Source organism: Kushneria aurantia DSM 21353 (assembly GCF_000382245.1).
Classification (GTDB): domain Bacteria; phylum Pseudomonadota; class Gammaproteobacteria; order Pseudomonadales; family Halomonadaceae; genus Kushneria; species Kushneria aurantia.
In genome coordinates, this window is sequence record NZ_KB907871.1 from 1 (window position 1) to 22,329 (window position 22,329).

Here is a 22,329-nt window from a genome sequence, read left to right on the forward strand (position 1 = left end):
ACCATCGCGCGCAGATCGAGGCCGTCGACGACCTCGACGATGAAGCGCGCCAGATGATCCTGAGGCAACCACTCATCAACGGATGGCGGAAGCAGATAGGGCGTGTGGCGATCGACAGGGCGGAAGTGGCTCATGGCGGATCCGGGATCAGATGGATGTCGGTATTATCTCATGCCCGGCGTGGAAAGTCCGACAGGCTGCTAGCCTCCTCAAGATCATCAATCCTTTTCTGATCATCCTTGATATATTTTTCAAGGTAACTTTTAACCATCTTTTGAAAGCGAGGATCCTCATAGCCAGAGTACTGTTCAAGACTTCTAGTTCGCGTTCTCTCGAAGCTTCCCCAAAATTTCTTCAACGTCTCTTCCGGGGTTTCCTCAAGCTCGTTCAAATTCCTCCTATTCCTCTCAAGTCGTTGTTTCACCGATCGCAACTCTCTATCGATGAGCTTAGTTCGATACTCATCTGACGGCACAGGCCACCCCTTGACCTCGCCCGGAAAGTCCTCATGATCGGGAGACAGGTTACTGACAACCACTCTGGCCTGTTTGTCGGGCAGAAACTGCACCCAGAGCGTGCCTTCGGCTGGCGTCTCATATTCCGGAATCTCGACGTGAATCGTCTCGTTCAACTTGCCCTCCGCCTCGCGCCTGGCCAGGGATGCTGAGCGCTCATCCGTGGTGTCGCCTTCCAGTGGATAGCTGACCACCACATCGACACTCAGCCCTTCGTGCCACTTCTGAGGCACCGAGTAGCAGCACATGATGCCACCGGCACTATAGGGGCCGATCGATTCTCCGCCTCCGCGATTACTGTTGTCGGAGGGGTCGACCACATAGTAATAACGAATCCCCTGACCGGCGTAGTCCACGCCCGTGACATTCAGGTCGACCCTGTCGTCACCACAGGCGGTCAGTGACAGCAGCCAGAGAAGAAGAAGTCCCCGTTGAAGATAGTGGCGCATGATCAATCTCGTTGCTTGTGAACAGGTAACGTTGTCTGTCGATTCAGGGGGGTCAAACAAGCCACCCCTGTTCAACGGCAGCGCGACGGCAGCACTCGACCTGTTGCGGGTAGGTCTCGACAGACCCCGTGGCATGAGACAGCATTTCCTCGACCCATACGTAACGCTGTGACGGGGTCGTGAAAGCGTTATACAGTGCCGGCTCATGCAACCTGAGGCTATCGATCAGGGCATCAATACGGTTCATATCGATCAGGATTCGAGCCTGTCGTTCATCAAGCGCAAGGCCGGTCATGGCAGTCAGGCTATCGGGCTCGGTAACGGCGTCAACGTCGATAGATACGTCATGCCAACTGCCATCTCGTCCTGTGTGATACCACGCCGTCATATGACCCATCAGCAGTGAACGCTGACTCTCCGTCAGCATCTCGACGATCTGTGGCAGACGGCGCGTATCGGCAAGACGCAGCACGTACCGCATGCCCCGGACGGTGACGATACGAAAGGCGCCCAGTCGCCGATACAGGGACGCCATGGATTCATCGCTGACGACAAGGCTCAGCATGGGCCGGCCGGAGGTCTCTTCAGCGAGCGCTGCCAGACTGTCCAGGCTTTCTTCATCGATGGCAAGGAGTAGCGGCGAGACTGCCAGTACACGCTCACTGACATTGGCGGTATCCTGATACAGCGAACACCAGCGGCCTTCGGGCCATCGCGCCCTGATCAGCGGTAGCACCGTTTCATGCCTGAAGGACGCATCCAGCAAAAAATGGAGACCGGGGCGTGGTTCACGGGCAAGCAGGTTCTCGAGCATTGCCCGTGTTTCGCTGAGCCAACCGGGTGAATAGTGATCGATCAGTGACATGGCACTCTCAGGAAACGTTCACAACAGGGGAACCTCGGGAGAGGTTCTTGAGAAGACACTCCACGCAGATACCGTCCGGCATCTGCGGTAGCGCCACGCTCATTCGAGCGGGTCCGCTGAAACTCTTCAGCGCCCCTCTGACATTGACCCGCCCCGGCGCATGCAGCTCGATGTTGCCGTCCTTGAGGCGCACGTAGGCGCCGCCGCTGACCAGCAGGATCTCCTCGGCCGCCGCCAGGTCGATCTTCTCCTCGCTGGAGGTGACCGTCAGGTCGCGCCGCGCGGTGGCTTCCAGGTTGTCCGACTGCGCCTGCATCTCCACCCTGCCGCGGGCGGCGAAGAGTTTGAGGCCCGCCTGCTGTACGAACAGCGAGAGTTTTTCCGCGACCGATGCCACCAGGCTGCGACCGGTGGCAATGTTGACGTCCTCGCCGCTTTCGATCCCCAGGCTGTGCTCCTGCACCAGGTGGGTCGACTCCGGGGTGCTCAGGGCAATGCCCGCCGGCGAGGCGAGGTACAGCCAGGGCGCCTTCAGGCCGGCGCTCTGGCCGCGGCCGCCGCTGTCGACGGCGCGCTGGGCGGCACTGTCGCCGCCGATCACGTCGCTGCCACCATAGGGAGCATCCGTGTCATCGCCCGCCTTCTTCAGCGAGGTGTTGCCCGCCAGGGATTCGGCGTTGTGCGCCTCGGCGCTGCGGCTCAGTTTCTCGGCCATGTCGTGGGCAAGGCTGAGCTGTCGGTAGGCGGGGCTGAGGTCGAGCTGGTCGCCGCTGGCGCCGGGCTGGCCCCAGCTGGTGAGGTAGAGCCCCCGGTTGGCGCGGATGGCACCGAAGGCGTCGCTGCGCAGCTCAAAGCCGGTGCCACGAAAGGCGCCGCGGTGGTTGCCCTGCTGGTGGATCAGGTAGCCGAGGTTGAGCTGGCTCTTCGCGTTCTCGGAGTTGAGCCGCACCCGCTCCTGGTCGGTGGCGTCGTCGAACACCAGCTCGTTGTAGGCGCTGCCGCGCCAGGTCCTGCTCTTGAACCCGGAGAACAGGCCGTGGCTGTGCCAGCCGGGGGTCTGTTCGCCGTTGTAGACCCGCCCGGTGATCAGCGGCCGGTCGGCGTCGCCTTCGAGGAAGTCGACCAGCACTTCCTGGCCGATGCGCGGCACGAAGACCCCGCCCCAGCCGGCGCCGGCGTTGGGCTGGGCGACGCGCAGCCAGACGCCCGAGTTCTCATCATTCTGCCCCTGGCGGTCCCAGGGGAACTGGACCCGCACCCGGTCGAGGTGGTCGGTGTGGATCTCCTCGCCCCGGGGGCCGACCACGATGGCGGTCTGCGGCCCGCCGATCACCGGCCGGTGGTGGGTCAGCGGGTGGCGGTAGACCTGGCGGCGGCGCTGGGCCTCGAGGTCGACCAGAAAGTGGCCGGTGCCGCCGGTGGCGTAGTCCTTGAGATGGTCGGAGAGACGGTCACTATCGTCCTCGTCCTCCAGTCCGTGCGCCTTTCTGGCGGCGTCGAGCTGGGGCTGCAGGCTGCCGGGCAGGGTCTTCAGGTGGGCCGATATCGGCAGGGCGTTCTCGGCGTGCACGGTGACCCTGAGCAGCAGGAACTCGCGCTCCGCCGGGCCGCCGCTGTCGTGCAGCGGGTGCTGGGTCAGTTCGAACCAGTGGCCGGCCTGCAGCTGGCGCGCGCCGCCGGCGCCACGAAAGCGCTTGACCAGCGACTCGTGGGCTTCGAGGCGGTTTTCGGTGAGGCGTTCGCCGCGCCGGTGGTCGGGGTAGTAGTACTCGCCGGCGTAGTCGTAGAGTTCGCGTTCGGGCAGGTTGCCCTGATCAATGAGGGTATCGAGGGCGGTGCGTTTTTCGAGCCCGGGCTGCTTGTAGTCGAAGGTGGCCACGCTGACCCGGGTGGGCTGCCGGGTGCGCACGCCGCCCCACTGGGTGAGGGCGTCCTCGGTCTCGGTAGCGTCCTGGCGGTGAAAGCGGATCGCCTGCGGACTGACCGGCGGGCAGGTGTCGACGTCGTCGGTGAACACCACGCAGTGGTTGTCGTCCTCGTGGGTGACGTAGTACCAGAGGCCCTCTTCCTCGCACAGCCGGCTGATGAAGTCGAGATCGCTCTCGCGGTACTGCACGCAGTAGCTGCGCGGCGGGTAGTCGCGGCGCAGGTCGAGGCGCCAGCGGCCGGCGGCGGGGGCCGGCGGCGGGGGCGAAGGCGGCAAAGACCTCGGCGAGGATGTCGGGCACCGAACGGTCCTGGAAGATACGGCTGTCGCGGCCCAGCTTCAGCATGTCGAGCCAGGGCACGAGGGTAAGCTGGTAGTAGGCAACGCCGCCGTCCTCGCCGAGCAGGGCGGCCTCGCTGACCAGCCCGTGGAGCGGCCGGTAGCTACCGTCGGCCTGCAGGATCGCAAGCCCTGCCGGCTGCGCCATCAGGGTCTTGAGCTCGATATCGGCGCGCTGTGCGATGCAGTCGAGGGTGTAGGCGAAGGGGGCGCTGACGCGCTCCTCGCCGACCAGCCGGTGGGGGATCAGGTCCGCCCCGGCGATGTCGAGGGTCACCAGCCGCTGCTACTGGGAGAGCGCGATGCCGAAGGTGTCGAAAAGCGCATGAAGTGCCGTGGCGTCGGCCATGAGTCGGGCTCTCTCTTTTATATCGGCCTGTCTATCGACGTTTTACCCTGTCGCTGTTGCGGCAACATGGCAGATGCGAAAGCCGATCCGGTCGTTGTCGCCATGTGCGATTTTTATTTTTAATCGACCTGATGTTTTTTCGTAAAGTTAATTTTTGTGTCGGTGTGGTGCATGCGCTGGCTGCTGAACATCTGACGATGTTGGTAGATGAAGGCGTGCTTGCCTTCAGGCGTCTGGTAAAGTACGTCGCCCGGCTTCCCTAACCCAAAGCCAACACCACCACCAGCACCGCCAGCAGCGCCGCCGCTACCCCCTGCCAGAGACGCAGGGCGCGGTGGCGCCGCTGCGCCTCGCGGTCGCTCTGCTCGGCCACCGAAAACTCCGGTGCGCTCTCGCCCTGCTCGGTCTGGGAGTAGCGCAGGGCATAGATAAACTCGGAGAGTCGCCGAAAGCGCAGCGCGCGCTGCGGCGCCAGAGCGCGCTCCAGGGCGTTGTCGAGGGCGCGCGGCATACGCGGGTTGACCTCACGCGCACTGCGATAGACCAGCCGTGCCAGCGAAGGCTCGTCGCGCAGGCTGTCCGGTGAAGTCTCGAAGGGCATGCGCTCGGTCAACAGCCAGTAGATGACGGCGGCCAGCGAGAACTGATCGCTGCGCCGGCTGACACCCAGTCCCAGGGCGTATTCGGGGGCGCTGAAGGGTGTCAGCCCGGCCTCGCGAGCCAGCGCCAGCGCCGCGTCGTTGTCGTCATCGAGGCGCCTTGCACAGGCGCCGAAATCGATCAACACCAGCTGCTCGTGGCGATCGATCATGATGTTGTCGGGGCGAATGGCCTGGTGCAGTACGTCGCGACGGTGGTGGGCATGTACCGCGCGTGCCAGCTGACGCGCCATATCAAGGCGCTGCTCAAAGCCTGCCCCGGGGTGCTTCTCCAGCCAGCGCTCCAGCGGCTCGCCTTCGATCGGCTGCATCAGGTAATAGAGATAGCGCCGCGGGCGCGGCGGTGGTACTACCTTCACCACATAGGGCGAGCGGATGCGCTCGCCGACCCACTGTTGCAGCAGAAAGTGCTCAAGACAGGGGTTGCGCAGTGACATTGCCGGTCCCGGCACCTTCATTACCAGCCGCTGAGACGAAACGTCGTCGCGCACACCGTAGAGACAGGCGCGGGCGCTTCGAGCGATCAGCGACTCGACCACGAAACCGTCGAGCCGATCGCCGACGCTCAGTTCGGCGGGAATCGGCAACTGATCCGATACTTCAGAAGGCGGCCCCAGCGACTCGGCGGGCAGACTTTCCACCCGCACCAGTTGAAAACAGAAGGCTTCGGCGCCGTAACCACGCTCGCCGGCACGCTCACTGGCCATCGACGCCAGGCGCTCGCAGGCGGCATCGAGATCATCGCCATACTGGCGAATGCTCTGCACAAAGTCGCTCGGCATCAGCGTGCCGCGCACCGCCTGGGTGGTGAACAGAAAGATGTCACCCTGCTTGAGCGGCAGGGTCACGAAGTCGATATCGATGTTGTTGTCCATACCCAGCGCCCGCGAGGGGTAGCGGTAGCCGCCGAGATCGGTTACGTGATCGCGGGTGAGCTGCTCGAACTCGGCGCCACGCAGGCGAAAGACCAGCGTATCGCCCATGTGAAACAGCGCACTGTCGCGACCGCGAAACACCATGGCCGACAGCGAACTGATGTAGCTGCCGCCCACGACATAGCGGCTCTGGCTGTAGCACCAGCCGTTCAGCGCGCGCAGTACGCGGGTAGCGGACGTCTTGAGATCCCAGTGTTCGGGTGTCGAATAGAAGTCGGCCAGAAAACCGCGTACCGAAATGTCGCTCGCCTGCCTGGCAATCGCATTGCGCCAGGTGGAGTCAGCGATAACGGCGCAGGCACCGCGCAACGCCAGCTGCTGTGGCTCATCGGGAATCTGTACCGACATCGAAGAACGATGGCGGCGCTGGTCGGAGACCACGAAGGCATGGCCAAAACTTAGCGAAAGCGCGCTGTCCACGTTGCTGATACCCTGTTTACCGTTCAACGGCACTGCTGCACCGTGTGGATGGCATTATCCCCGCGCCGAGTTGGTAATCGTAGCGCTGGATTCGTATAATTTTTTACCGATTTTCACTCTCGAATCACCAACCCGCAAATGAAAGGACTCGATCGATGAGTTTCGACAGGATCCCCGCCGGCAAGGATGTTCCCCACGATCTGTTCGTGGCGATAGAAATCCCTGCCAACCATACGCCAATCAAGTATGAAATCGACAAGGATCTCGACGCCCTGCTGGTCGATCGCTTCATGCCCACGCCGATGTTCTACCCGGCCAACTACGGCTTCATTCCTCATACCCTGGCCGATGACGGCGACCCCCTCGATGCGCTGGTCGTGACCCCCTATCCGGTACAGGCCGGCAGCGTGGTTCGCGCTCGCCCGGTCGGCATTCTGCACATGACCGACGAGGCCGGCGAGGATGCCAAGGTGATCTGCGTGCCGCACAGGAAACTCACTCCGGCCTACGATCACGTCGAGGAGATCACCGATCTGCCCGAGCTGCTGCGCCAGCAGATCGCCCACTTTTTCGAGAACTACAAGGATCTCGAAAAAGGCAAATGGGTCAAGATCGACGATTGGGGGAACAGCGACGAAGCGTGCAAAACGATCGAAAAGGCCATCGACGCCTTCAAGAAGGACGATCAATAAGCCCTGCTCGCCGCCCGCCGGACCGACCGCCGGGCGGCGCCGTCACTCCCCCACCTTTCTCGACTGCCGCCTGCGGCTGCACCCGCTGTATGCGACTGTATGCGACATGCCTCGGCGCCCTTTTGAACGACCAGAGGTCGCCTGCGCATTCGTGAACAGCGTTTTCTGGACAGCATTTGCTTTTTTCGGCAAACTCGCGGCACACGTTTTTTGCGCACTGATCGTCTGAGATCATGCCGCTATCCTGGCGCTTGTCGAGCAGGTTAACAGCTTCTCTAAAGCCTGCTACAGCGCCCATCGCTTCTTTGCCAACAGGCTTCGACAGCTCGAAGCCGGATAGTTTCAAACACACGGGTATCGACATGGACATTCGCAAGGTCAAGAAACTCATCGAGCTGCTTGAAGAGTCCAATATCAGCGAAATCGAGATTCAGGAAGGCGAGGAGTCCGTTCGCATCAGCCGTAATCTGCCCGGCCAGCAGGGGCAAATGATGCCCCAGCCGCCGATGGGCTATTACGCCCATGGCGCCCCTGCGGCGGCACCCACCGCGCCGGCGCCGGCTCAGCCCGAAAGCGACACCGCCGAAACGCCGGCCACGCCCGCCGGGCATCAGGTGGTATCGCCCATGGTCGGCACCTTCTATCGCGCACCGGCGCCGGGCGCCAAATCCTTCGTTGAAGTCGGCCAGAGCGTGAAAAAGGGGGACACCATCTGCATCGTCGAGGCGATGAAGATGATGAACCAGATCGAGGCCGACAAGGACGGCGTCATCGATGCCATCCTGGTCGAGGATGGCGAGCCGGTTGAGTTCGACCAGCCGATGATCATCATTGCCTGATACAGGGTTGACGCATGCTGGAAAAGGTTCTGATCGCCAACCGTGGCGAAATTGCTCTGCGTATCCTGCGCGCCTGCAAGGAGCTGGGCATACGCACCGTGGCGGTGCACTCCAAGGCCGACCGCGACCTGATTCACGTTCGCCTCGCTGACGAGGCGGTCTGTATCGGGCCGGCCTCCTCGACCGCCTCCTATCTCAATATTCCGGCGCTGATTTCAGCCGCCGAGGTGACCGACGCCTCCGCCATCCATCCCGGCTATGGCTTTCTCTCCGAAAACGCCAGTTTTGCCGAGCAGGTCGAGCGCTCCGGCTTCGTGTTCGTCGGACCCACCGCCGATGTCATCCGCCTGATGGGCGACAAGGTCTCCGCCATCGAGGCGATGAAGGCCGCCGGGGTGCCCACCGTGCCCGGCTCCAACGGTCCCCTGCCGGAAGACGACGAAGAGATCATCGCCATCGGTCGGCGCATCGGTTTCCCGGTCATGATCAAGGCCGCCGCCGGCGGCGGCGGTCGTGGCATGCGCGTGGTGCGTGACGAGGCACAGCTGGTGTCGTCGGTGGCCGTGACCCGCTCCGAGGCCAACGCCGCCTTTGGCAGCGACGTGGTCTACATGGAGAAGTACCTCGAGCGGCCGCGCCACGTCGAGGTGCAGGTGCTGGCCGACGGCCAGGGCGGCGCCATTCACCTTTTCGATCGCGACTGCTCGCTGCAGCGCCGCCATCAGAAGGTACTGGAAGAAGCCCCCGCGCCGCATATCGACGAAAATGCCCGCACCAGAGTGCTCAAGGCCTGTGTCGATGCCTGCATCGAGATCGGCTATCGCGGCGCCGGCACCTTCGAGTTCCTGTATGAAAACGGCGAGTTTTTCTTTATCGAGATGAACACTCGCGTGCAGGTCGAACACCCGGTCACCGAGATGGTCACCGGCATCGATATCGTCAAGGAGCAGCTGCGTATCGCCTCCGGTCTGCCGCTCTCGGTCAGTCAGGAAGACGTGGTGTGCAGCGGCCACGCTTTCGAGTGCCGCATCAATGCCGAGGACTCGCGCACCTTTGTGCCCTCGCCCGGCAGAATCAGCTTCTACCACTCGCCGGGCGGGCTGGGCGTTCGTATGGACTCCCATCTCTATACCGGCTATACGGTGCCGCCCCACTATGACTCGCTGATCGGCAAGCTGATCACCTGGGGCGAAAACCGCGAAAACGCCCTTACTCGTATGCAGAACGCCCTCGACGAACTGCTGGTGGAGGGCATCAAGACCAATACCGATCTGCAGAAGGATTTGGTGCGTGACCCCAAATTCCGCGATGGTGGGGTCAACATCCACTATCTGGAACACAAGCTGGGGCTCTCCTGACGCCGTTGGCATGAAGGCTCCATCGGGAGCGACCGCCGTCGCTCCCCGTTTCTTCTCCCCTTTCGACTCTCTGGAACCGCCATGGCCTGGCTGCAACTCAGGGCACATATCGCGCCACAACACGCCGACCTGCTCGAAACCCTGCTGACCGACGAGGGCGCTCAGGCGATCACCCTCGAGGACGCCGTTGACGATCCGGTCTTCGAGCCCGAACGCGGCACCACGCCGCTGTGGCAGCAAACCGTGCTGACCGGACTCTACGACGATCTCGAGGGCGTCGAGGCGATGATCGATCGCGTGCGTGCCCAGTGGGCCAGTCACGCCATCGACGAGCCCTGCCCGCAGATCGACTGGGAGGTGCTCCAGGATCGCGACTGGAGCCGCGAATGGATGGATGGCTTCGAGCCGCTGCAAATGGGCGAGCGGCTGTGGATCGTGCCCAGCTGGCATGAAGCGCCGCAGCCCGATGCGGTCAATCTGCTGCTCGATCCGGGGCTCGCCTTCGGCACCGGCACCCACCCCACCACAGCGCTTTGCCTGGGGTGGCTCGATGAGCAGGCGCTGGCCGGTCATCTGCGCGACACCACGGTGCTCGATGTGGGCTGTGGCTCCGGCATTCTGGCCATCGCCGCGCTGGCGCTGGGCGCCGGCTACGCGCTGGGTACCGATATCGACCCCCAGGCGCTGCAGGCCAGCCGCGACAACGCCGAGCGCAATGCCATCGAGGAACACCGTCTGCTGCTGGCACCCGCCGAACCGGCACCCAGCGGGCGCTTCGATATCGTGCTGGCCAATATCCTCGCCGCGCCGCTGATCGAGCTGTCATCAATGATTGCCGCGCGTGTGGCGCCCGGCGGTCGCATCGCCCTTTCGGGCGTACTGGCACAGCAGGCCGAAGAGGTCATCGACGCCTACCGCCACTGTGGCCTTCATATCGACGAACCGCGCGAACGCGAGGGCTGGGTCTGTATTACCGGCACTCGACCGGCCTGAAACCTGCTGTCGGGGTCAACCGGCCCTTCAAGATCGGCGGCGCAGTCGCTATCATGGTTTCCCTTTTGCGCGGACACTCCTCGATGGTCACTGCACTGCCCCGTATTGGCCCTCACCGACTTGCCGGGCGCGTGATTCTGGCGCCCATGGCAGGCATCACGGATCGCCCCTTTCGCCAGCTCTGCCGGCGTCTGGGCGCGGGTCTGGTCGTCTCCGAGATGGTGACGGCCGACAGGCGCTTGTGGCACACCCCCAAGTCGCGCCTGCGCCTCGACCACCGCGGCGAACCGGGCCCTCGTTCGGTGCAGATTGCCGGTGGCGACGCGGCCATGCTGGCCGATGCCGCTCGGGTCAATGCCGATAACGGTGCCGAGATTATCGATATCAACATGGGCTGTCCGGCCAAAAAAGTGTGCAACAAGGCGGCCGGATCGGCGCTGATGCGCGACGAAAAGCTGGTCGGCGACATCCTCGAGGCGGTCGTCGCCGCCGTCGATGTTCCGGTCACGCTCAAGATTCGTACCGGCTGGTGCGCGTCGAGCCGCAACGCCCTGACCATCGCCCGTATGGCCGAGTCCGCCGGTATCGCGGCGCTGGCAGTTCACGGCCGCACTCGTGAGCAGCGCTACAGCGGTGAAGCGGAGTACGACACCATTGCCGATATCTGCAGCGCGCTCGACATTCCGGTGTTCGCCAATGGCGATATCGAAAGCCCCGAGCGGGCGCGCCGGGTGCTCGATCATACCGGCGCCGCCGCTGTTATGGTGGGCCGGGGCGCTCAGGGCAACCCCTGGATATTTCGCGAAATCGAACATTTTCTGAATACCGGCGAACGACTGGCACCGCCCGGCGCCGACGAGCGCGCCGCCGTAATGATGCAGCATCTTGACGCCCTCCATGCGCTTTACGGCGATTACATGGGCGTGCGCGTCGCGCGCAAACACATCGGCTGGTACCTGGCCGGCGTCCGTGGCGGCGAGCAGGGGCGCCGGGTGTTCAACCGTATCGAAAAGCCGGCCGAGCAGCGACGGCAACTCGCCATGCTGCTGGCCGATGCCTTACCCCTTGCCGACCCTGATGGAACGCGTGCCGCATGAGTCATCCTCCACTGCCGGATTCCGCCACTGGCGAAGAGACCGCTTTCCGGGCGCACCCAATGCCCGATCAGTCACGCACCCTGCGCCAGGCGGTCGACCAGGCCATGTCGCTCTATTTCTCCCATCTCGATGGCGAGAATGTCACCGACCTCTACGCCATGGTACTGGCCGAGGTAGAGGCGCCGCTGCTGCGCTCGGTGATGGATTACACCGGCGGCAACCAGACCCGCGCCTCGCAGATGCTGGGCCTCAATCGCGGCACCCTGCGCAAGAAGCTCAAGCAGTACGATCTGATCGATGAAGGGCGCGAATAGCCCCTTCATTCAATACGTGAGGCGCTTCGTTCGGCGCGGCGCCTTTCTACCACTGACCCGTCAGGACTTTTGATGTCATCACCAGGCTCTTCGCGCCCCACTACCGCTTCCCGGCCGCTGGCCCGCGCCCTTATCAGTGTTTCCGACAAGCGCGGCGTGGTGGATTTCGCCCGCGCGCTGGAGGCGCGTGGCATCGAACTGCTGTCTACCGGTGGTACTCATCGGCTGCTGGCCGATGCCGGCATCGCGGTTACCGAGGTGTCCCGGCACACCGGTTTTCCCGAGATCATGGACGGCCGCGTCAAGACCCTTCATCCGCGTATTCACGGCGGCATCCTGGGGCGTCGCGGCCAGGATGATGAGGTCATGGCCGAGCACGACATCGCCCCTATCGATCTGGTCGTGGTCAACCTCTACCCTTTCGAGGAGACGGTAGCCGATCCCGACTGCAGCCTGAATGAGGCGATCGAAAATATCGATATCGGCGGCCCCACCATGGTGCGCGCCTGCGCCAAGAACAACGCTTACACCACGGTCGTGGTCAATCCCGATGACTACGACCGGGTGCTCGCTTCGCTGGAGGAGAGCAAGGGCATCGTCGACCCCGAGCTGCGCTTCGACCTGGCGGTCAAAGCATTCGAGCACACCGCCGGCTACGACAGTGCTATTGCCACCTGGCTGGGCCGGCTGGTGGAAAAGCGCGGCGACGACGGCCGCGCGCCGCTGCCGCGTACCTGGTCGACCCAGTACCACAAGCGCTCACAGCTGCGCTACGGTGAGAACCCCCACCAGCAGGCGGCCTTCTATACCGAGCGCGACCCGGCGGCGGGCAGCCTCGCCGCTGCCGAACAGCTGCAGGGCAAGGCGCTCTCCTACAACAACCTCGCCGATACCGATGCCGCCCTGGCCTGCGTGCGCGCCTTCGACGATACCGCCTGCGTGATCGTCAAGCACGCCAACCCCTGCGGTGTCGGCATCAGCCGTGACGGCACGCTCAAAAGCGCCTATGAACTCGCCTTCGCCACCGACAGTGAATCAGCCTTCGGCGGCATCATCGCCTTCAACCGCGAGCTGGATGGTGACACCGCACGCGCAATCGTCGCGCGTCAGTTCGTCGAAGTGATTATCTCCCCGCGTATCAGCGCAGAGGCTCGTGAAGCGGTGTCGGCAAAGAAAAACGTGCGCCTGCTCGCCTGCGGCGAGGGCAGCGGAGAGCGCGATGGCGGCTTTGACCTCAAGCGCGTCTCCGGCGGGCTGCTGGTGCAGTCCCGCGACGACGGTATGGTCGGCGCCGACGATCTCCGGGTGATGACCCGCCGCGCGCCCTCCGAGCAGGAGCTTGCCGATCTGCTGTTTGCGTGGAAAGTGGCCAGGTTCGTCAAGTCCAACGCTATCGTCTATGCCCGCGACGGCCAGACCGTGGGTGTCGGTGCCGGCCAGATGAGCCGGGTCAACTCGGCGCGCATCGCCGCCATCAAGGCGGAACAGGCGGGCCTTGAGGTCAGCGGCAGCGTGATGGCCTCGGACGCCTTCTTCCCCTTCCGCGACGGCATCGACAACGCCGCTGCCGCCGGTATCCGTGCCGTCATTCAGCCGGGCGGTTCGATGCGCGACGAGGAGGTCATCGCCGCCGCCGACGAGGCCGATATCGCCATGGTCTTCACCGGCATGCGCCACTTCCGGCACTGACAGCGCGCTGTAGTGATTTTTGACGCCGCAGGCGGCCCGAAGGTGCCCGCCTGCCTGGCGCACCACAAAAAGGGCCGCCATTCGTTGGGATGGCGGCCCTTTTGCAATGCGCCCTGCTGCGGTAAAAAAGTCGTCAATCGCGGCGCGGCTGGCATCGTCTAGGCTCGCGGCAGAAAGCGCAGGGAATGAAATGGGGCGCGCTTTCCGGGTCGTGACGACCGCCTGGCGTGGTGCGCTGCGCGCTGCTGCGTGTGCTGCGACAGGCCAGAGCCGTCAGCGCCCTGGCGGCGACGACCAGCAAGGGGGCCAGCACCAGTGTGGCGATCGCGGAGAGCGCCGGATCGCGGCTGATCGAATAGACCACCGCCATCGTCATAACCAGCAGAAGCGGTGCCAGAGACGTTCGAGACTGCATGTTTCGGCCTCCCATGTAGCGTCGGCGGCATGGTGCGCCGGGCACAAAGATAACTGCCTTCAATATATTCACGAAGGCGTTCTTTTGCAACCCCGGTTAATTCGATGTCCCGAGGTACCGACTACACTCCCCGCCCGTCGCTACAATATCCATTGCCGAACATGCAGAAGGCCCCGCTTGATGCGGGGCCTTCCTTCTACAGGCTTTCACGAGTGCAGGCTTCACAGGGTCATACAGAGATACTTGGTCTCCATGTACTCTTCAAGACCGTATTTTGACCCTTCGCGCCCCAGCCCGGAGGCCTTCATGCCGCCGAACGGCGCCGCGGCGTTGGACACCAGCCCTTCGTTGATACCCACGATGCCGTATTCGAGACCCTCGCCGACGCGCCAGATACGGCTGATATCGCGGGTATAGAAGTAGGCCGCCAGGCCGTATTGGGTATCGTTGGCCATTTCGAGCGCTTCCTCTTCGCTTTCGAAGGGGAAAACCGCCGCCAGCGGACCGAAGGTCTCTTCGCTGGCCACCTTCATCGAGGCGTCGGCGCCGTTGATCAGTGTCGGCTGGTAGAAACGGCCGCCGAGGGTGTGGCGATGGCCACCGATCATCAGCTCGGCGCCCTTGTCGATGGCGTCCTGCACATGGTCGTGCACCTTGTCGATGGCGTCCTCGTTGATCAGCGGGCCGATGTTGACCCCCTCCTCGAAACCGTCGCCCACCACCAGATCGCCGTTCATGGCCGCTGCCAGCTTCTCGCAGAAGGCGTTGATCACACCCGACTGCACCAGAAAGCGGTTGGTGCAGATACAGGTCTGGCCGGCGTTGCGGAACTTGGCGCCCATCGCGCCCTGCACGGCGGCGTCAAGGTCGGCGTCGTCGAAAACGATGAAGGGCGCGTTGCCGCCCAGCTCCAGCGATACCTTCTGGATGTTCTCGGCAGCCTGCGACATCAGCTGGCGCCCCACCGCCGTGGAGCCGGTAAAGGTAATCTTGCGCACCAGGGTCGACTGCGTCAGGGTCTGCCCGATCTCTTTGGCGTTCCCCGGCAGCACATTGAATACACCGCGCGGTACGCCGGCACGCTCGGCCAGGGCCGCCAGGGCAGTGGCCGACAGCGGCGTCTGCTCCGCCGGTTTGACCACGATGGTACAGCCCGCCGCCAGCGCCGCGGCGGCCTTGCGGGTAATCATCGAGGAGGGAAAATTCCACGGTGTGATGGCACCCACCACGCCAACCGGCTGCTTGAGCACCATGATGCGCTGATTGGACTTCGCGCCCGGAATGGTGTCGCCATAAATGCGCCGTGCTTCCTCGGCGAACCAGCGCATGAAACTGGCGGCATAGACGATCTCGCCCTCCGCCTCGGCCACCGGCTTGCCCTGTTCAAGCGTCATGATGCGACCCAGGTCCCGCTTGTGCTCGAGCATCAGCTCGTACCAGCGGTAGAGAATATCGGCGCGCTCGATGGCGGTTTTGGCCCGCCACTCGGGAAAGGCGGCATTGGCCGCCTCGATCGCACGCTCGGTCTCGGCGCCCCCCAGCAGCGGCACGCGAGCGATCACCTCGCCGTTGGCAGGGTTGTCGACCTCGATCTGCTCGCCGCTGTCGGCAGCCACCCAGCTGCCGTCGATGTAGGCATAGGGCCGAAATAGATTCTGATCGTTCAAGCCATCCATTTTCCTGCTCCCTGGTTGTCTGTCAGCCAAGACAAGAGCCGTTGCGGCGACGCGCTAAAGTCTCCCACCCAGGCTCGCGCTCAACTGTAGACGAGATTGAGAAATTCCTGTCTTGTAGGCAGGTTATCACGAAAGTCGCCCAGCATGACGGAGGTCTTCATGCTGGAATTCTGCTTCTGTACGCCGCGCATCATCATGCACATATGACGCGCCTCGATGATCACGCCCACGCCACGGGCGTCGGTGGCCTGCGAAATGGCAGTAGCGATCTGACGAGTCAACTCCTCCTGAATCTGCAGGCGTCGCGCATACATATCGACGATGCGGGCGAGCTTGGAGAGTCCCAGCACCTTGCCACGCGGCAGGTAACCGATATGGCACTTGCCGATAAAGGGCAGCATATGGTGCTCGCACAGCGAATAAAGCTCGATATCCTGAACGATCACCATCTCGTCGGTATCCGAGGAGAACACCGCGCCGTTGATGATGTCATCAAGGTGCTGATGATAGCCGCCGGTGAGAAAACTCATCGCTTTAGCGGCGCGCTGTGGCGTATCCCGCAGCCCCTCGCGGTTCGGGTCCTCGCCCAGCGCCGAGATAATGTCGCGGTAGTGGTGTTCCATGTCCTCAGTCATTGCATCGTCCGTATCGCGGGCGCCCGATCGCGGCGCAGCGGCGCTGTATGGGAGAGTTGAAATGGCAGGAGCCCACCCGGCTACGCCAGCCAACGGGGTTCGGCGAGCAGCTGGCGCTGCTGCTCCAGCATGCGCAGATGCTGGTCCCAGAAGTGCTCGCTGGCCAGCCATGGAAAGGCGCGGGGAAACGCCGGATCGCTCCAGCGCTCGACCAGCCAGGCACTATAGCGTACCAGCCGCAGGGTGCGCAGCTGTTCGATCCAGCCCAGCTGACGGCGATCGAACGCGCAGTGCTGCTCGTAGCCCTCCAGCAGCTCGGAAAGCTGCATCTGCCAGCCGGGCTCATCCTCGGCACTCAGCAGCATCCATAGATCCTGCACCGCCGGCGCCATGACGCAGTCATCGAAATCCACCAGACCGAAGTCATCATCGCGACCCAGAATATTGCCCGGGTGACAGTCGCCATGAACACGCTGGAAGGCCTCGTCAGGCCAGGCGCGATCGGGCAGTAGTTCGAGCAGTTGATGGCCGATACGCTGATGCGCGCGATGCTGTCTGGCGGTCAACCAGTGGCTGTCGGCAACGTGGTCGAAGCTTGCCCTGGCGATACGGTGCGGATGCAGCGCCGAGCGATGCTGAAAAGACCGGCGCCGCGCCACGGCGTGAATTTCACCGAGAGTACTGCCCAGCGCGAAAAGATGGTCGGGGCGCTCCAGCTCGGGCGCCTGACCCGGCATGAAGTAAAAGATCGCCAGTCGAAAACCGTCGTGGTAGTGAAGGCTCTCGCCGGCGTCGCTGCGCCACAAGCGATTGACCCGGCAGCCCGCCTGCACCAGTTCCTCGAGGAAAGCGTGCTCTTCGAGAATCGCCGCATCGCTGAGCCGGTCGGGGCGGTAAAACTTGGTGACGAAGCGCCGACCTTCCACGTCATGCCACATGAAGACGCGGTTTTCATAGCTGTTGAGCGCGAAGGGCTCACCCTCGGTCAGAAACCCCCGGGCTTCGATGGCGGCCACGACACGGGCGGGGTCGAGTTGTTCAAAGGGGTGGACCATGGCGGACTCCGAAACTTCAGGGAGGCCAATGCTATCAGATCATGCGATCGGCGGGAGTGCGCGCCGCCGCCAGCGCCGTGCAGTGCCATGCACCGGCGCGGCGACAGGCGTTGGCCAGTGCCTCCAGCGTCGCCCCGGTGGTCATGACATCGTCGAAAAGCAGCACCCGCTGCGGCAGCGCCACATCGACGCGATAGGCGTGACGCAGATTGCGAAAGCGCTCGGCGCGCGACAGCCGATGCTGCACATCGCCAACGCGCAGGCGATGGGCAGGTACCAGCCGGCAGCCCAGCGCCGCCGATAGCCGCCGCCCCAGCCACAGGCTCTGATCAAAGCCGCGTTGGCGGGCACGCTCCTCATGCAGGCTGGCCACCACCAGCGCCTCGGGTGGCAACGCACCGGCACTGCGGCGGCGTGCCATCTCCTCCAGCAGCCGCTCGCAGACCAGCCCGTACAGCACTTCCGCGGCCCGGCGGTCAGCACCGTACTTGAAGCGCTGCACCAGCTCGGCGATGCCGCCACCGTACAGAAAGGGCACGAAGGCCTCATCGAATTGCGGCGGCGTGATGACGCAACGGCCGCACTCCAACCTGCCGTCAGCACTCTCCGGCAACGGTTCGGCACAGCGCCGGCAGGGGTGGTGGTTGAGCGGCAGATCAAAGCGGCAGCGATCGCAGCACAGCGCCCGACCCTCGATAGCCGCGAGGCAGAAAAGGCAGTGCCCCGGCATCAGCCAGCCGGCCAGCGCCTCGAGACGGGCGGCCAAGGCTGCCAGTGCCTTGAAGCTACCGCTCATTCATCAAGCTCGCAACGGGAATTGCCGTTTCTCCCGCCTTCATAAGGCTGACCCAGCCCGCCAACGATCAGCACTTCGCCTGGGTCATCGCTATGGCGGGGATTCAATGACCTCTACGGAACTGCTTTCCCAATCTGGCCAGCCATTTCATAAAGGCATCCTGATTGGACTTATGGTGTGCTTTAGGATAAAGGAAGGCTATCAGGCAATAGGCATCCCGATCCATCAACCCCTGAACGTATACCAACGCCGCATCGAGTTCAGGCTCATCCGTCCGGCATTTCATCTCGTCCCATCGTAAACGGCGAGCGTCAAAATCACGGCGTGGCGGCATACAGATATGCACATGCCAAAGCTCGGCAGAAAGAACCGAGGGCGGCTGCAAATAGGGGTCGAACTTACCGAACCGTGGCGCCCTGACATCGAAATTGCTTTCGATACATGTCCTGAAACCTTGAACGAGCTCTGACTTGAGACCGGGATGAGCAGCTTCCACCTCGTCGAACAGATATTCGGTTTCCGGATGGAAGCTCACATCAATCATACGTAATTAGACAGACCAGGTGTGCTGCCGGCTTTTCTGCTCGGACTCGAAACGATCCGCGAGCGCCTTCAGACCTTCACCGTTGGAATCCGTTTCAGCAACGTCAGGCGTTTTCATGGACTGCCAGGCCAGCATTTCAGCGCCCGCCGCGTTAGAGCGGGCCTCAGCCGTAACGCGGCGCAGAGTGTCATAGCCCAGACAGGCGACAACTTCAGCTGAAGCACCACGAGTCAGCCCATCGATGATGTCTTCCATTTCGATCAGCTGCTCTTTTACAGCCGTGAAGTCTGAAGCCTCTACCACGTATTCTTCGGGCTTGCCGGCTATATCGACCATGGCCTGATGCAGGATTCGAGATATGTTGCGCGCACGCTGGATGGAGGCCGCAACCGAACTACGCACATCGGCGATCTCGTGCGTGCCGGTCTTCTGGACTTTGGCGACGTCAGAGATATTGCCCGCTGTGGCCTGAGCCGGCTCAAGGCTACCAAGGCAGAGCCCGAGGGCCCCCAGGGCAGCGCCAGCCATGCCCCAGGAGATGGTTCCTTTACTGGTCATAACGCTTCCTCCCCGCCGGGATGTCCCTTGAAAGACATCGGCCGTCTCGCTACGGTCTTTAACCCGGGCGGCCATCCCGAACGCTAAAACATCACAGGCTGTCGGCACACACCTCGGGGATCTCGGGATTCATGATTTACGCGACACCATTGACCTCCTGCCTGATGACGGACAGCATACACTCAAGATCGTCATGGAACTGCCGGGCCACAGCATCATCGTGATGACACAGCGATACGCACACCTTTCACCGCACCGGGTCCGCGAAGCGGTTAACCGAATTGAATGGCTCGTCACAATCAGGTCACACCGGCAATCAAGCAGCCCAGCTCGAGGAGAGCATCGAGGGTCGAAAAGCCTTGTAGATCAAGATGGTGCGGAAGGAGAGACTCGAACTCTCACGCCTTGCGGCACTGGAACCTAAATCCAGCGTGTCTACCAATTCCACCACTCCCGCGAGTGCGGCGTATTCTAACCGCTGCACAGGGGCAGTCAAATGGCGCGTTTCGAATACAAGAAAAGCCCCTCGAAAGAGGGGCAATGTTACCCGGTAGGATGTCTTGCCTATAGTGTGACCGCTTTATCGCAGCGGGGTTCCACAAGGGGCCATTTTTTATGTCCGCCATCCCTGGCAGACATCCTCTGGACCGCCTTCGGCGTTAAAAATCATTCCCGACGATTTTTTATTCACCCGGCCTGCGTATTCTCGGCAACACCGTCACGGCCTGGCCGTGGCTGAAGCCGGGCAGGCCAATCCTGGTCCAATGCCCTATACCGTAAAACTGTTTATCCATCCATATTATGTTGGACTATGCTGTACGCCGCTGGCACGGAACGCCATCGCACGCTTCTCTTATCGCAGAGACAAAGGGATTTATCATGAAAAGATCGGTCACCTCCCTCCATGCCCAACTGCCGCAGGCACCCTGCTGCCCCGATTGCGGCGTAGCGCTCGAATGGCCGGCACGGCTGCCCGATCATCATCAACTCTACTGCGGCAACGGCCACTATCTCTGTACCATGGGTGAATTCCGTCTGGCCGCCCGGGAGTTGCTCATGGCCGAAGAACTGCTCCACCATCGCTACTCTCCGCTGCGCCGAGCAGGCTGAAGGGAGGCTCCCATGACAAAATTCATTCCCCGTATCGCCATCCTGCTCTCGGTGCTGATGCTGCCGGCGCTGACCACGGCGGCTTCGCAGACCGACAGCGCAGCGCAGCAGCGTTTCGAACAGTCGCAGCAGCATAGCGAGATTCAGCGCCGTCAGGCCGACATCGAACGGCAGCAGGCGGAGCTGCGCCGCCGCGCCCAAAACGCCGGCAGCGCAGCCGACAGTAGCAGCGCACAGCTTCAGCAACAGCTGCGCCAATCACAGCGCCAGCTCAGGCAGCAGCAGCGCGACTACCGTCAGCAGCCTCCGGACAGCGGGCGTCAGATTCCCGACAGCACAAGCAGTGGCAATGACCGCCTGCGCTGATAGACTGAGCGTATTCCCGGCATCGGACTGTGAGGTCGATATGAGCGACGGCGCCTGCTACCCCGAGCATCTTACCCCCTGTCAGGAGTGGGCCGCACGCTGGCTCGACGCCTATCTGGAGTGTCCCGGTGAGGCCTGGGATACCTTCGAGTCAGCCCACCGCACGGCCTTTATTCTCCTGCGGGTGACCCGCCCTCATCTCGGCGCAGAGGTACTGATCGACTCTCTGATCGAGGCGCAGATGGTGTCATGAGCGCTGCAAAATCCGAGCCCGACAGCGAACAGGACCACCCGCCCGGCTATCGCTCGCTGCCCAACCCGCTGCCGAGCAATCTACGCTACCGCGCCGTGCTGTGGCAGGAGCGCCTGAACTGGCTATTGCTGACGGTGCTGATACTGTTCAGCCCGATTGTGCTGAGCCTGGTCATCGCCGGCGCCCAAAACGTTCCCCTGCCCTTTTCGATGCCATCGCTGCCCGCGCTGGCACTCCCCTGGTAAGCCGCGCGGCTACTGGCTGTCGGCGCGCGACAGCGGTGTGGGATGTTTGCCGTTACCGCTCTGCCAGCCCAGGCTGCGCGCCATATCCGCGGCAAACCACCCAAGCTGCTCATGCAGGCGTACGACCTCACCGACAATAATCAGCGTCGGCGGCATCGCCTGAAGCTCGCCACGGCGCTCCGGCAGGTCGGAGAGCGTACCGACATGCACACGCTGGCGGGCCGTGGTGCCCTGCTCCACCAGCGCGATCGGCGTTTCGGCGGCGAGGCCGTGTTCGATCAGCCGTGTGCAGATAGTCGCAAGCGTTCCCAGTCCCATGTAGAACACCAGCGTCTGCCCCGCTGATGCCAGAGTGTGCCAGTCCAGATCACAGCTGCCGTTGCGCAGATGACCGGTGACAAAGCGCACTGACTGAGCGTAGTCACGATGCGTCAGGGCGATGCCCGTATAGGCAGAAACGCCGGTAGCGGCAGTAATCCCGGGCACCACCTCGAAGGAGAGCCCCTGCTCGGCCAGCGCCTGCAGCTCCTCGCCGCCGCGGCCGAAAATGAAGGGATCACCGCCCTTGAGTCGCACCACCCGATAACCGCCGCGCACCCAGTTGATCAGCGCCTCGTTGATGCCCTCCTGGGGAACGCTGTGCTGCGAGCGCGCCTTGCCGACATAGAGCCGCCGCGCCTCGGGGTTGGCCAGCGCCAGAATTTCCGGGCTGACCAGTCGGTCATGAACGATCACCTCCGCATCCCGCAGCCGCTCCAGCGCGCGCAGGGTCAGCAGGCCGGGATCGCCGGGCCCGGCCCCCACCAGTGCCACGTGGCCGCGTCGCAGCCCTGCCGACTCGGTGGGCGCCAGCGTGCGGGTACGCGGCGGTAGACGTACGCTGGAGCGCTGCGGCAACCGCGGCGCGAATACCGCAATACCCAGCTCAATGGCGCGCTCGACCCACTGCTCGTCTCGCTCGCGACAGCCGGTGGCCACCAGCCACAGCTGACCGCTACCGGGCGATTCATCAGTCCGCCGCCAGCCCTGCGCCTCGGCCAGTGCCGCCAACGCCGGCATCGCGTCGCCGTGCAGGGTCAGGGCGAGATCGAGCCCCTCGAACTGACGGGCCAGCTCCAGGGCGTCGCGGCCGGCGCCGATCAGATGAGCCTCGAGGTGGCGCGGATCAAACTGAAGTGAAAGCAGCTCCATGGGTCACTCTCGTCGATTTATTCAGCGCTTCATTATCGCTCGTGT

General features: G+C 63.2%; 25 protein-coding genes, 1 tRNA gene and 1 pseudogene. 12 read left to right on the top strand and 15 right to left on the bottom strand.

The features are described from left to right. Positions 1 to 169 precede the first annotated feature (169 nt). From H146_RS0108670 to H146_RS22305, 4 genes and pseudogenes are all read right to left on the bottom strand, one after another. Complete coding sequence (locus H146_RS0108670) at positions 170 to 964, bottom strand: DUF3304 domain-containing protein (protein ID WP_019951484.1); 795 nt, start codon at positions 962 to 964, stop codon at positions 170 to 172. Positions 965 to 1,016: 52 nt separating this feature from the next. Next, positions 1,017 to 1,829, bottom strand: a complete 813-nt coding sequence (locus H146_RS0108675; RefSeq protein ID WP_019951485.1) for a DUF4123 domain-containing protein — start codon at positions 1,827 to 1,829, stop codon at positions 1,017 to 1,019. Positions 1,830 to 1,836: 7 nt separating this feature from the next. Then, on the bottom strand, positions 1,837 to 4,032 hold the full coding sequence (locus H146_RS22300; RefSeq protein WP_019951486.1) for a type VI secretion system Vgr family protein: 2,196 nt from the start codon (positions 4,030 to 4,032) through the stop codon (positions 1,837 to 1,839). 37 nt (positions 4,033 to 4,069) lie between these two features. Next, positions 4,070 to 4,279 (bottom strand): annotated as a pseudogene (locus H146_RS22305) (phage late control D family protein); the annotation flags it as partial. Between H146_RS22305 and H146_RS22125 the strand changes: the two are divergent. Then, positions 4,184 to 4,567: a hypothetical protein gene (locus tag H146_RS22125; RefSeq protein WP_019951487.1), complete on the top strand. Its 384-nt coding sequence runs from the start codon at positions 4,184 to 4,186 to the stop codon at positions 4,565 to 4,567. The pseudogene H146_RS22305 and the gene H146_RS22125 overlap by 96 nt on opposite strands. 136 nt (positions 4,568 to 4,703) lie before the next feature. Here H146_RS22125 and H146_RS0108685 read toward each other — a convergent pair whose 3' ends face one another. After that, a complete protein-coding gene (locus H146_RS0108685; RefSeq protein WP_019951488.1) occupies positions 4,704 to 6,485 on the bottom strand; it encodes a bifunctional protein-serine/threonine kinase/phosphatase in 1,782 nt (593 codons plus the stop codon). Positions 6,486 to 6,613: 128 nt separating this feature from the next. On the opposite strand from H146_RS0108685, the gene ppa reads away from it, so the two are divergent. Then, positions 6,614 to 7,150 (top strand): inorganic diphosphatase, encoded by a 537-nt coding sequence (gene ppa / locus H146_RS0108690; RefSeq protein ID WP_019951489.1) that lies wholly within the window; start codon positions 6,614 to 6,616, stop codon positions 7,148 to 7,150. On the opposite strand, the gene H146_RS21325 is transcribed toward ppa, so the two are convergent. Further along, the gene (locus H146_RS21325; protein WP_156826750.1) at positions 7,131 to 7,514 is read right to left on the bottom strand and encodes a hypothetical protein; all 384 of its coding nucleotides are present in this window, start codon (positions 7,512 to 7,514) and stop codon (positions 7,131 to 7,133) included. The two genes, ppa and H146_RS21325, sit on opposite strands and share 20 nt — an antisense overlap. On the opposite strand from H146_RS21325, the gene accB reads away from it, so the two are divergent. From accB to purH, 6 genes are all read left to right on the top strand, one after another. Then, positions 7,513 to 7,989: an acetyl-CoA carboxylase biotin carboxyl carrier protein gene (gene accB / locus H146_RS0108695; protein WP_019951490.1), complete on the top strand. Its 477-nt coding sequence runs from the start codon at positions 7,513 to 7,515 to the stop codon at positions 7,987 to 7,989. The two genes, H146_RS21325 and accB, sit on opposite strands and share 2 nt — an antisense overlap. Positions 7,990 to 8,003: 14 nt before the next feature. After that, positions 8,004 to 9,347 (top strand): acetyl-CoA carboxylase biotin carboxylase subunit, encoded by a 1,344-nt coding sequence (gene accC / locus H146_RS0108700; RefSeq protein WP_019951491.1) that lies wholly within the window; start codon positions 8,004 to 8,006, stop codon positions 9,345 to 9,347. A gap of 81 nt (positions 9,348 to 9,428) precedes the next feature. Further along, entirely contained in the window at positions 9,429 to 10,340 is a 912-nt protein-coding gene (gene prmA / locus H146_RS0108705; protein ID WP_019951492.1) for a 50S ribosomal protein L11 methyltransferase, read from the top strand. 83 nt (positions 10,341 to 10,423) lie between these two features. Continuing rightward, positions 10,424 to 11,437: a tRNA dihydrouridine synthase DusB gene (gene dusB / locus H146_RS18920; protein ID WP_019951493.1), complete on the top strand. Its 1,014-nt coding sequence runs from the start codon at positions 10,424 to 10,426 to the stop codon at positions 11,435 to 11,437. 59 nt (positions 11,438 to 11,496) lie between these two features. Next, positions 11,497 to 11,751, top strand: a complete 255-nt coding sequence (gene fis, locus H146_RS0108715; RefSeq protein WP_019951494.1) for a DNA-binding transcriptional regulator Fis — start codon at positions 11,497 to 11,499, stop codon at positions 11,749 to 11,751. 72 nt (positions 11,752 to 11,823) lie between these two features. After that, the gene (gene purH / locus H146_RS0108720; protein ID WP_019951495.1) at positions 11,824 to 13,440 is read left to right on the top strand and encodes a bifunctional phosphoribosylaminoimidazolecarboxamide formyltransferase/IMP cyclohydrolase; all 1,617 of its coding nucleotides are present in this window, start codon (positions 11,824 to 11,826) and stop codon (positions 13,438 to 13,440) included. A gap of 133 nt (positions 13,441 to 13,573) precedes the next feature. On the opposite strand, the gene H146_RS0108725 is transcribed toward purH, so the two are convergent. From H146_RS0108725 to H146_RS0108760, 8 genes are all read right to left on the bottom strand, one after another. After that, positions 13,574 to 13,855, bottom strand: a complete 282-nt coding sequence (locus H146_RS0108725; protein ID WP_019951496.1) for a hypothetical protein — start codon at positions 13,853 to 13,855, stop codon at positions 13,574 to 13,576. 221 nt (positions 13,856 to 14,076) lie between these two features. Further along, a complete protein-coding gene (locus H146_RS0108730; RefSeq protein ID WP_019951497.1) occupies positions 14,077 to 15,531 on the bottom strand; it encodes an NAD-dependent succinate-semialdehyde dehydrogenase in 1,455 nt (484 codons plus the stop codon). Positions 15,532 to 15,611: 80 nt separating this feature from the next. Next, positions 15,612 to 16,166, bottom strand: coding sequence for a GTP cyclohydrolase I FolE (folE, locus tag H146_RS0108735; RefSeq protein WP_019951498.1), 555 nt, complete (start codon positions 16,164 to 16,166; stop codon positions 15,612 to 15,614). Positions 16,167 to 16,246: 80 nt separating this feature from the next. After that, the gene (locus H146_RS0108740; protein ID WP_019951499.1) at positions 16,247 to 17,221 is read right to left on the bottom strand and encodes a serine/threonine protein kinase; all 975 of its coding nucleotides are present in this window, start codon (positions 17,219 to 17,221) and stop codon (positions 16,247 to 16,249) included. Between the two features lie 34 nt (positions 17,222 to 17,255). Continuing rightward, positions 17,256 to 18,017 (bottom strand): ComFC family protein, encoded by a 762-nt coding sequence (locus H146_RS0108745; protein WP_019951500.1) that lies wholly within the window; start codon positions 18,015 to 18,017, stop codon positions 17,256 to 17,258. 103 nt (positions 18,018 to 18,120) lie between these two features. Continuing rightward, positions 18,121 to 18,561, bottom strand: coding sequence for a type II toxin-antitoxin system YafO family toxin (locus tag H146_RS18925; protein ID WP_019951501.1), 441 nt, complete (start codon positions 18,559 to 18,561; stop codon positions 18,121 to 18,123). A 6-nt stretch (positions 18,562 to 18,567) separates the two neighbouring features. Next, complete coding sequence (locus H146_RS0108755; RefSeq protein WP_019951502.1) at positions 18,568 to 19,119, bottom strand: hypothetical protein; 552 nt, start codon at positions 19,117 to 19,119, stop codon at positions 18,568 to 18,570. A gap of 372 nt (positions 19,120 to 19,491) precedes the next feature. Continuing rightward, positions 19,492 to 19,576 (bottom strand) — tRNA-Leu (locus H146_RS0108760). A 422-nt stretch (positions 19,577 to 19,998) separates the two neighbouring features. Between H146_RS0108760 and H146_RS21330 the strand changes: the two genes are divergently transcribed. From H146_RS21330 to H146_RS0108780, 4 genes are read left to right on the top strand one after another with little or no spacing between them, the layout of a single operon-like run. Then, complete coding sequence (locus tag H146_RS21330; RefSeq protein WP_156826751.1) at positions 19,999 to 20,229, top strand: hypothetical protein; 231 nt, start codon at positions 19,999 to 20,001, stop codon at positions 20,227 to 20,229. Between the two features lie 12 nt (positions 20,230 to 20,241). Next, on the top strand, positions 20,242 to 20,595 hold the full coding sequence (locus tag H146_RS0108770; RefSeq protein WP_019951504.1) for a hypothetical protein: 354 nt from the start codon (positions 20,242 to 20,244) through the stop codon (positions 20,593 to 20,595). A 40-nt stretch (positions 20,596 to 20,635) separates the two neighbouring features. After that, complete coding sequence (locus H146_RS0108775; RefSeq protein ID WP_156826752.1) at positions 20,636 to 20,848, top strand: hypothetical protein; 213 nt, start codon at positions 20,636 to 20,638, stop codon at positions 20,846 to 20,848. Further along, positions 20,845 to 21,093, top strand: coding sequence for a hypothetical protein (locus H146_RS0108780; RefSeq protein WP_019951506.1), 249 nt, complete (start codon positions 20,845 to 20,847; stop codon positions 21,091 to 21,093). Before H146_RS0108775 ends, H146_RS0108780 begins: the two co-directional genes overlap by 4 nt. A gap of 9 nt (positions 21,094 to 21,102) precedes the next feature. On the opposite strand, the gene cobA is transcribed toward H146_RS0108780, so the two are convergent. After that, positions 21,103 to 22,284, bottom strand: coding sequence for a uroporphyrinogen-III C-methyltransferase (gene cobA, locus H146_RS0108785; RefSeq protein ID WP_019951507.1), 1,182 nt, complete (start codon positions 22,282 to 22,284; stop codon positions 21,103 to 21,105). Positions 22,285 to 22,329: the final 45 nt, after the last annotated feature.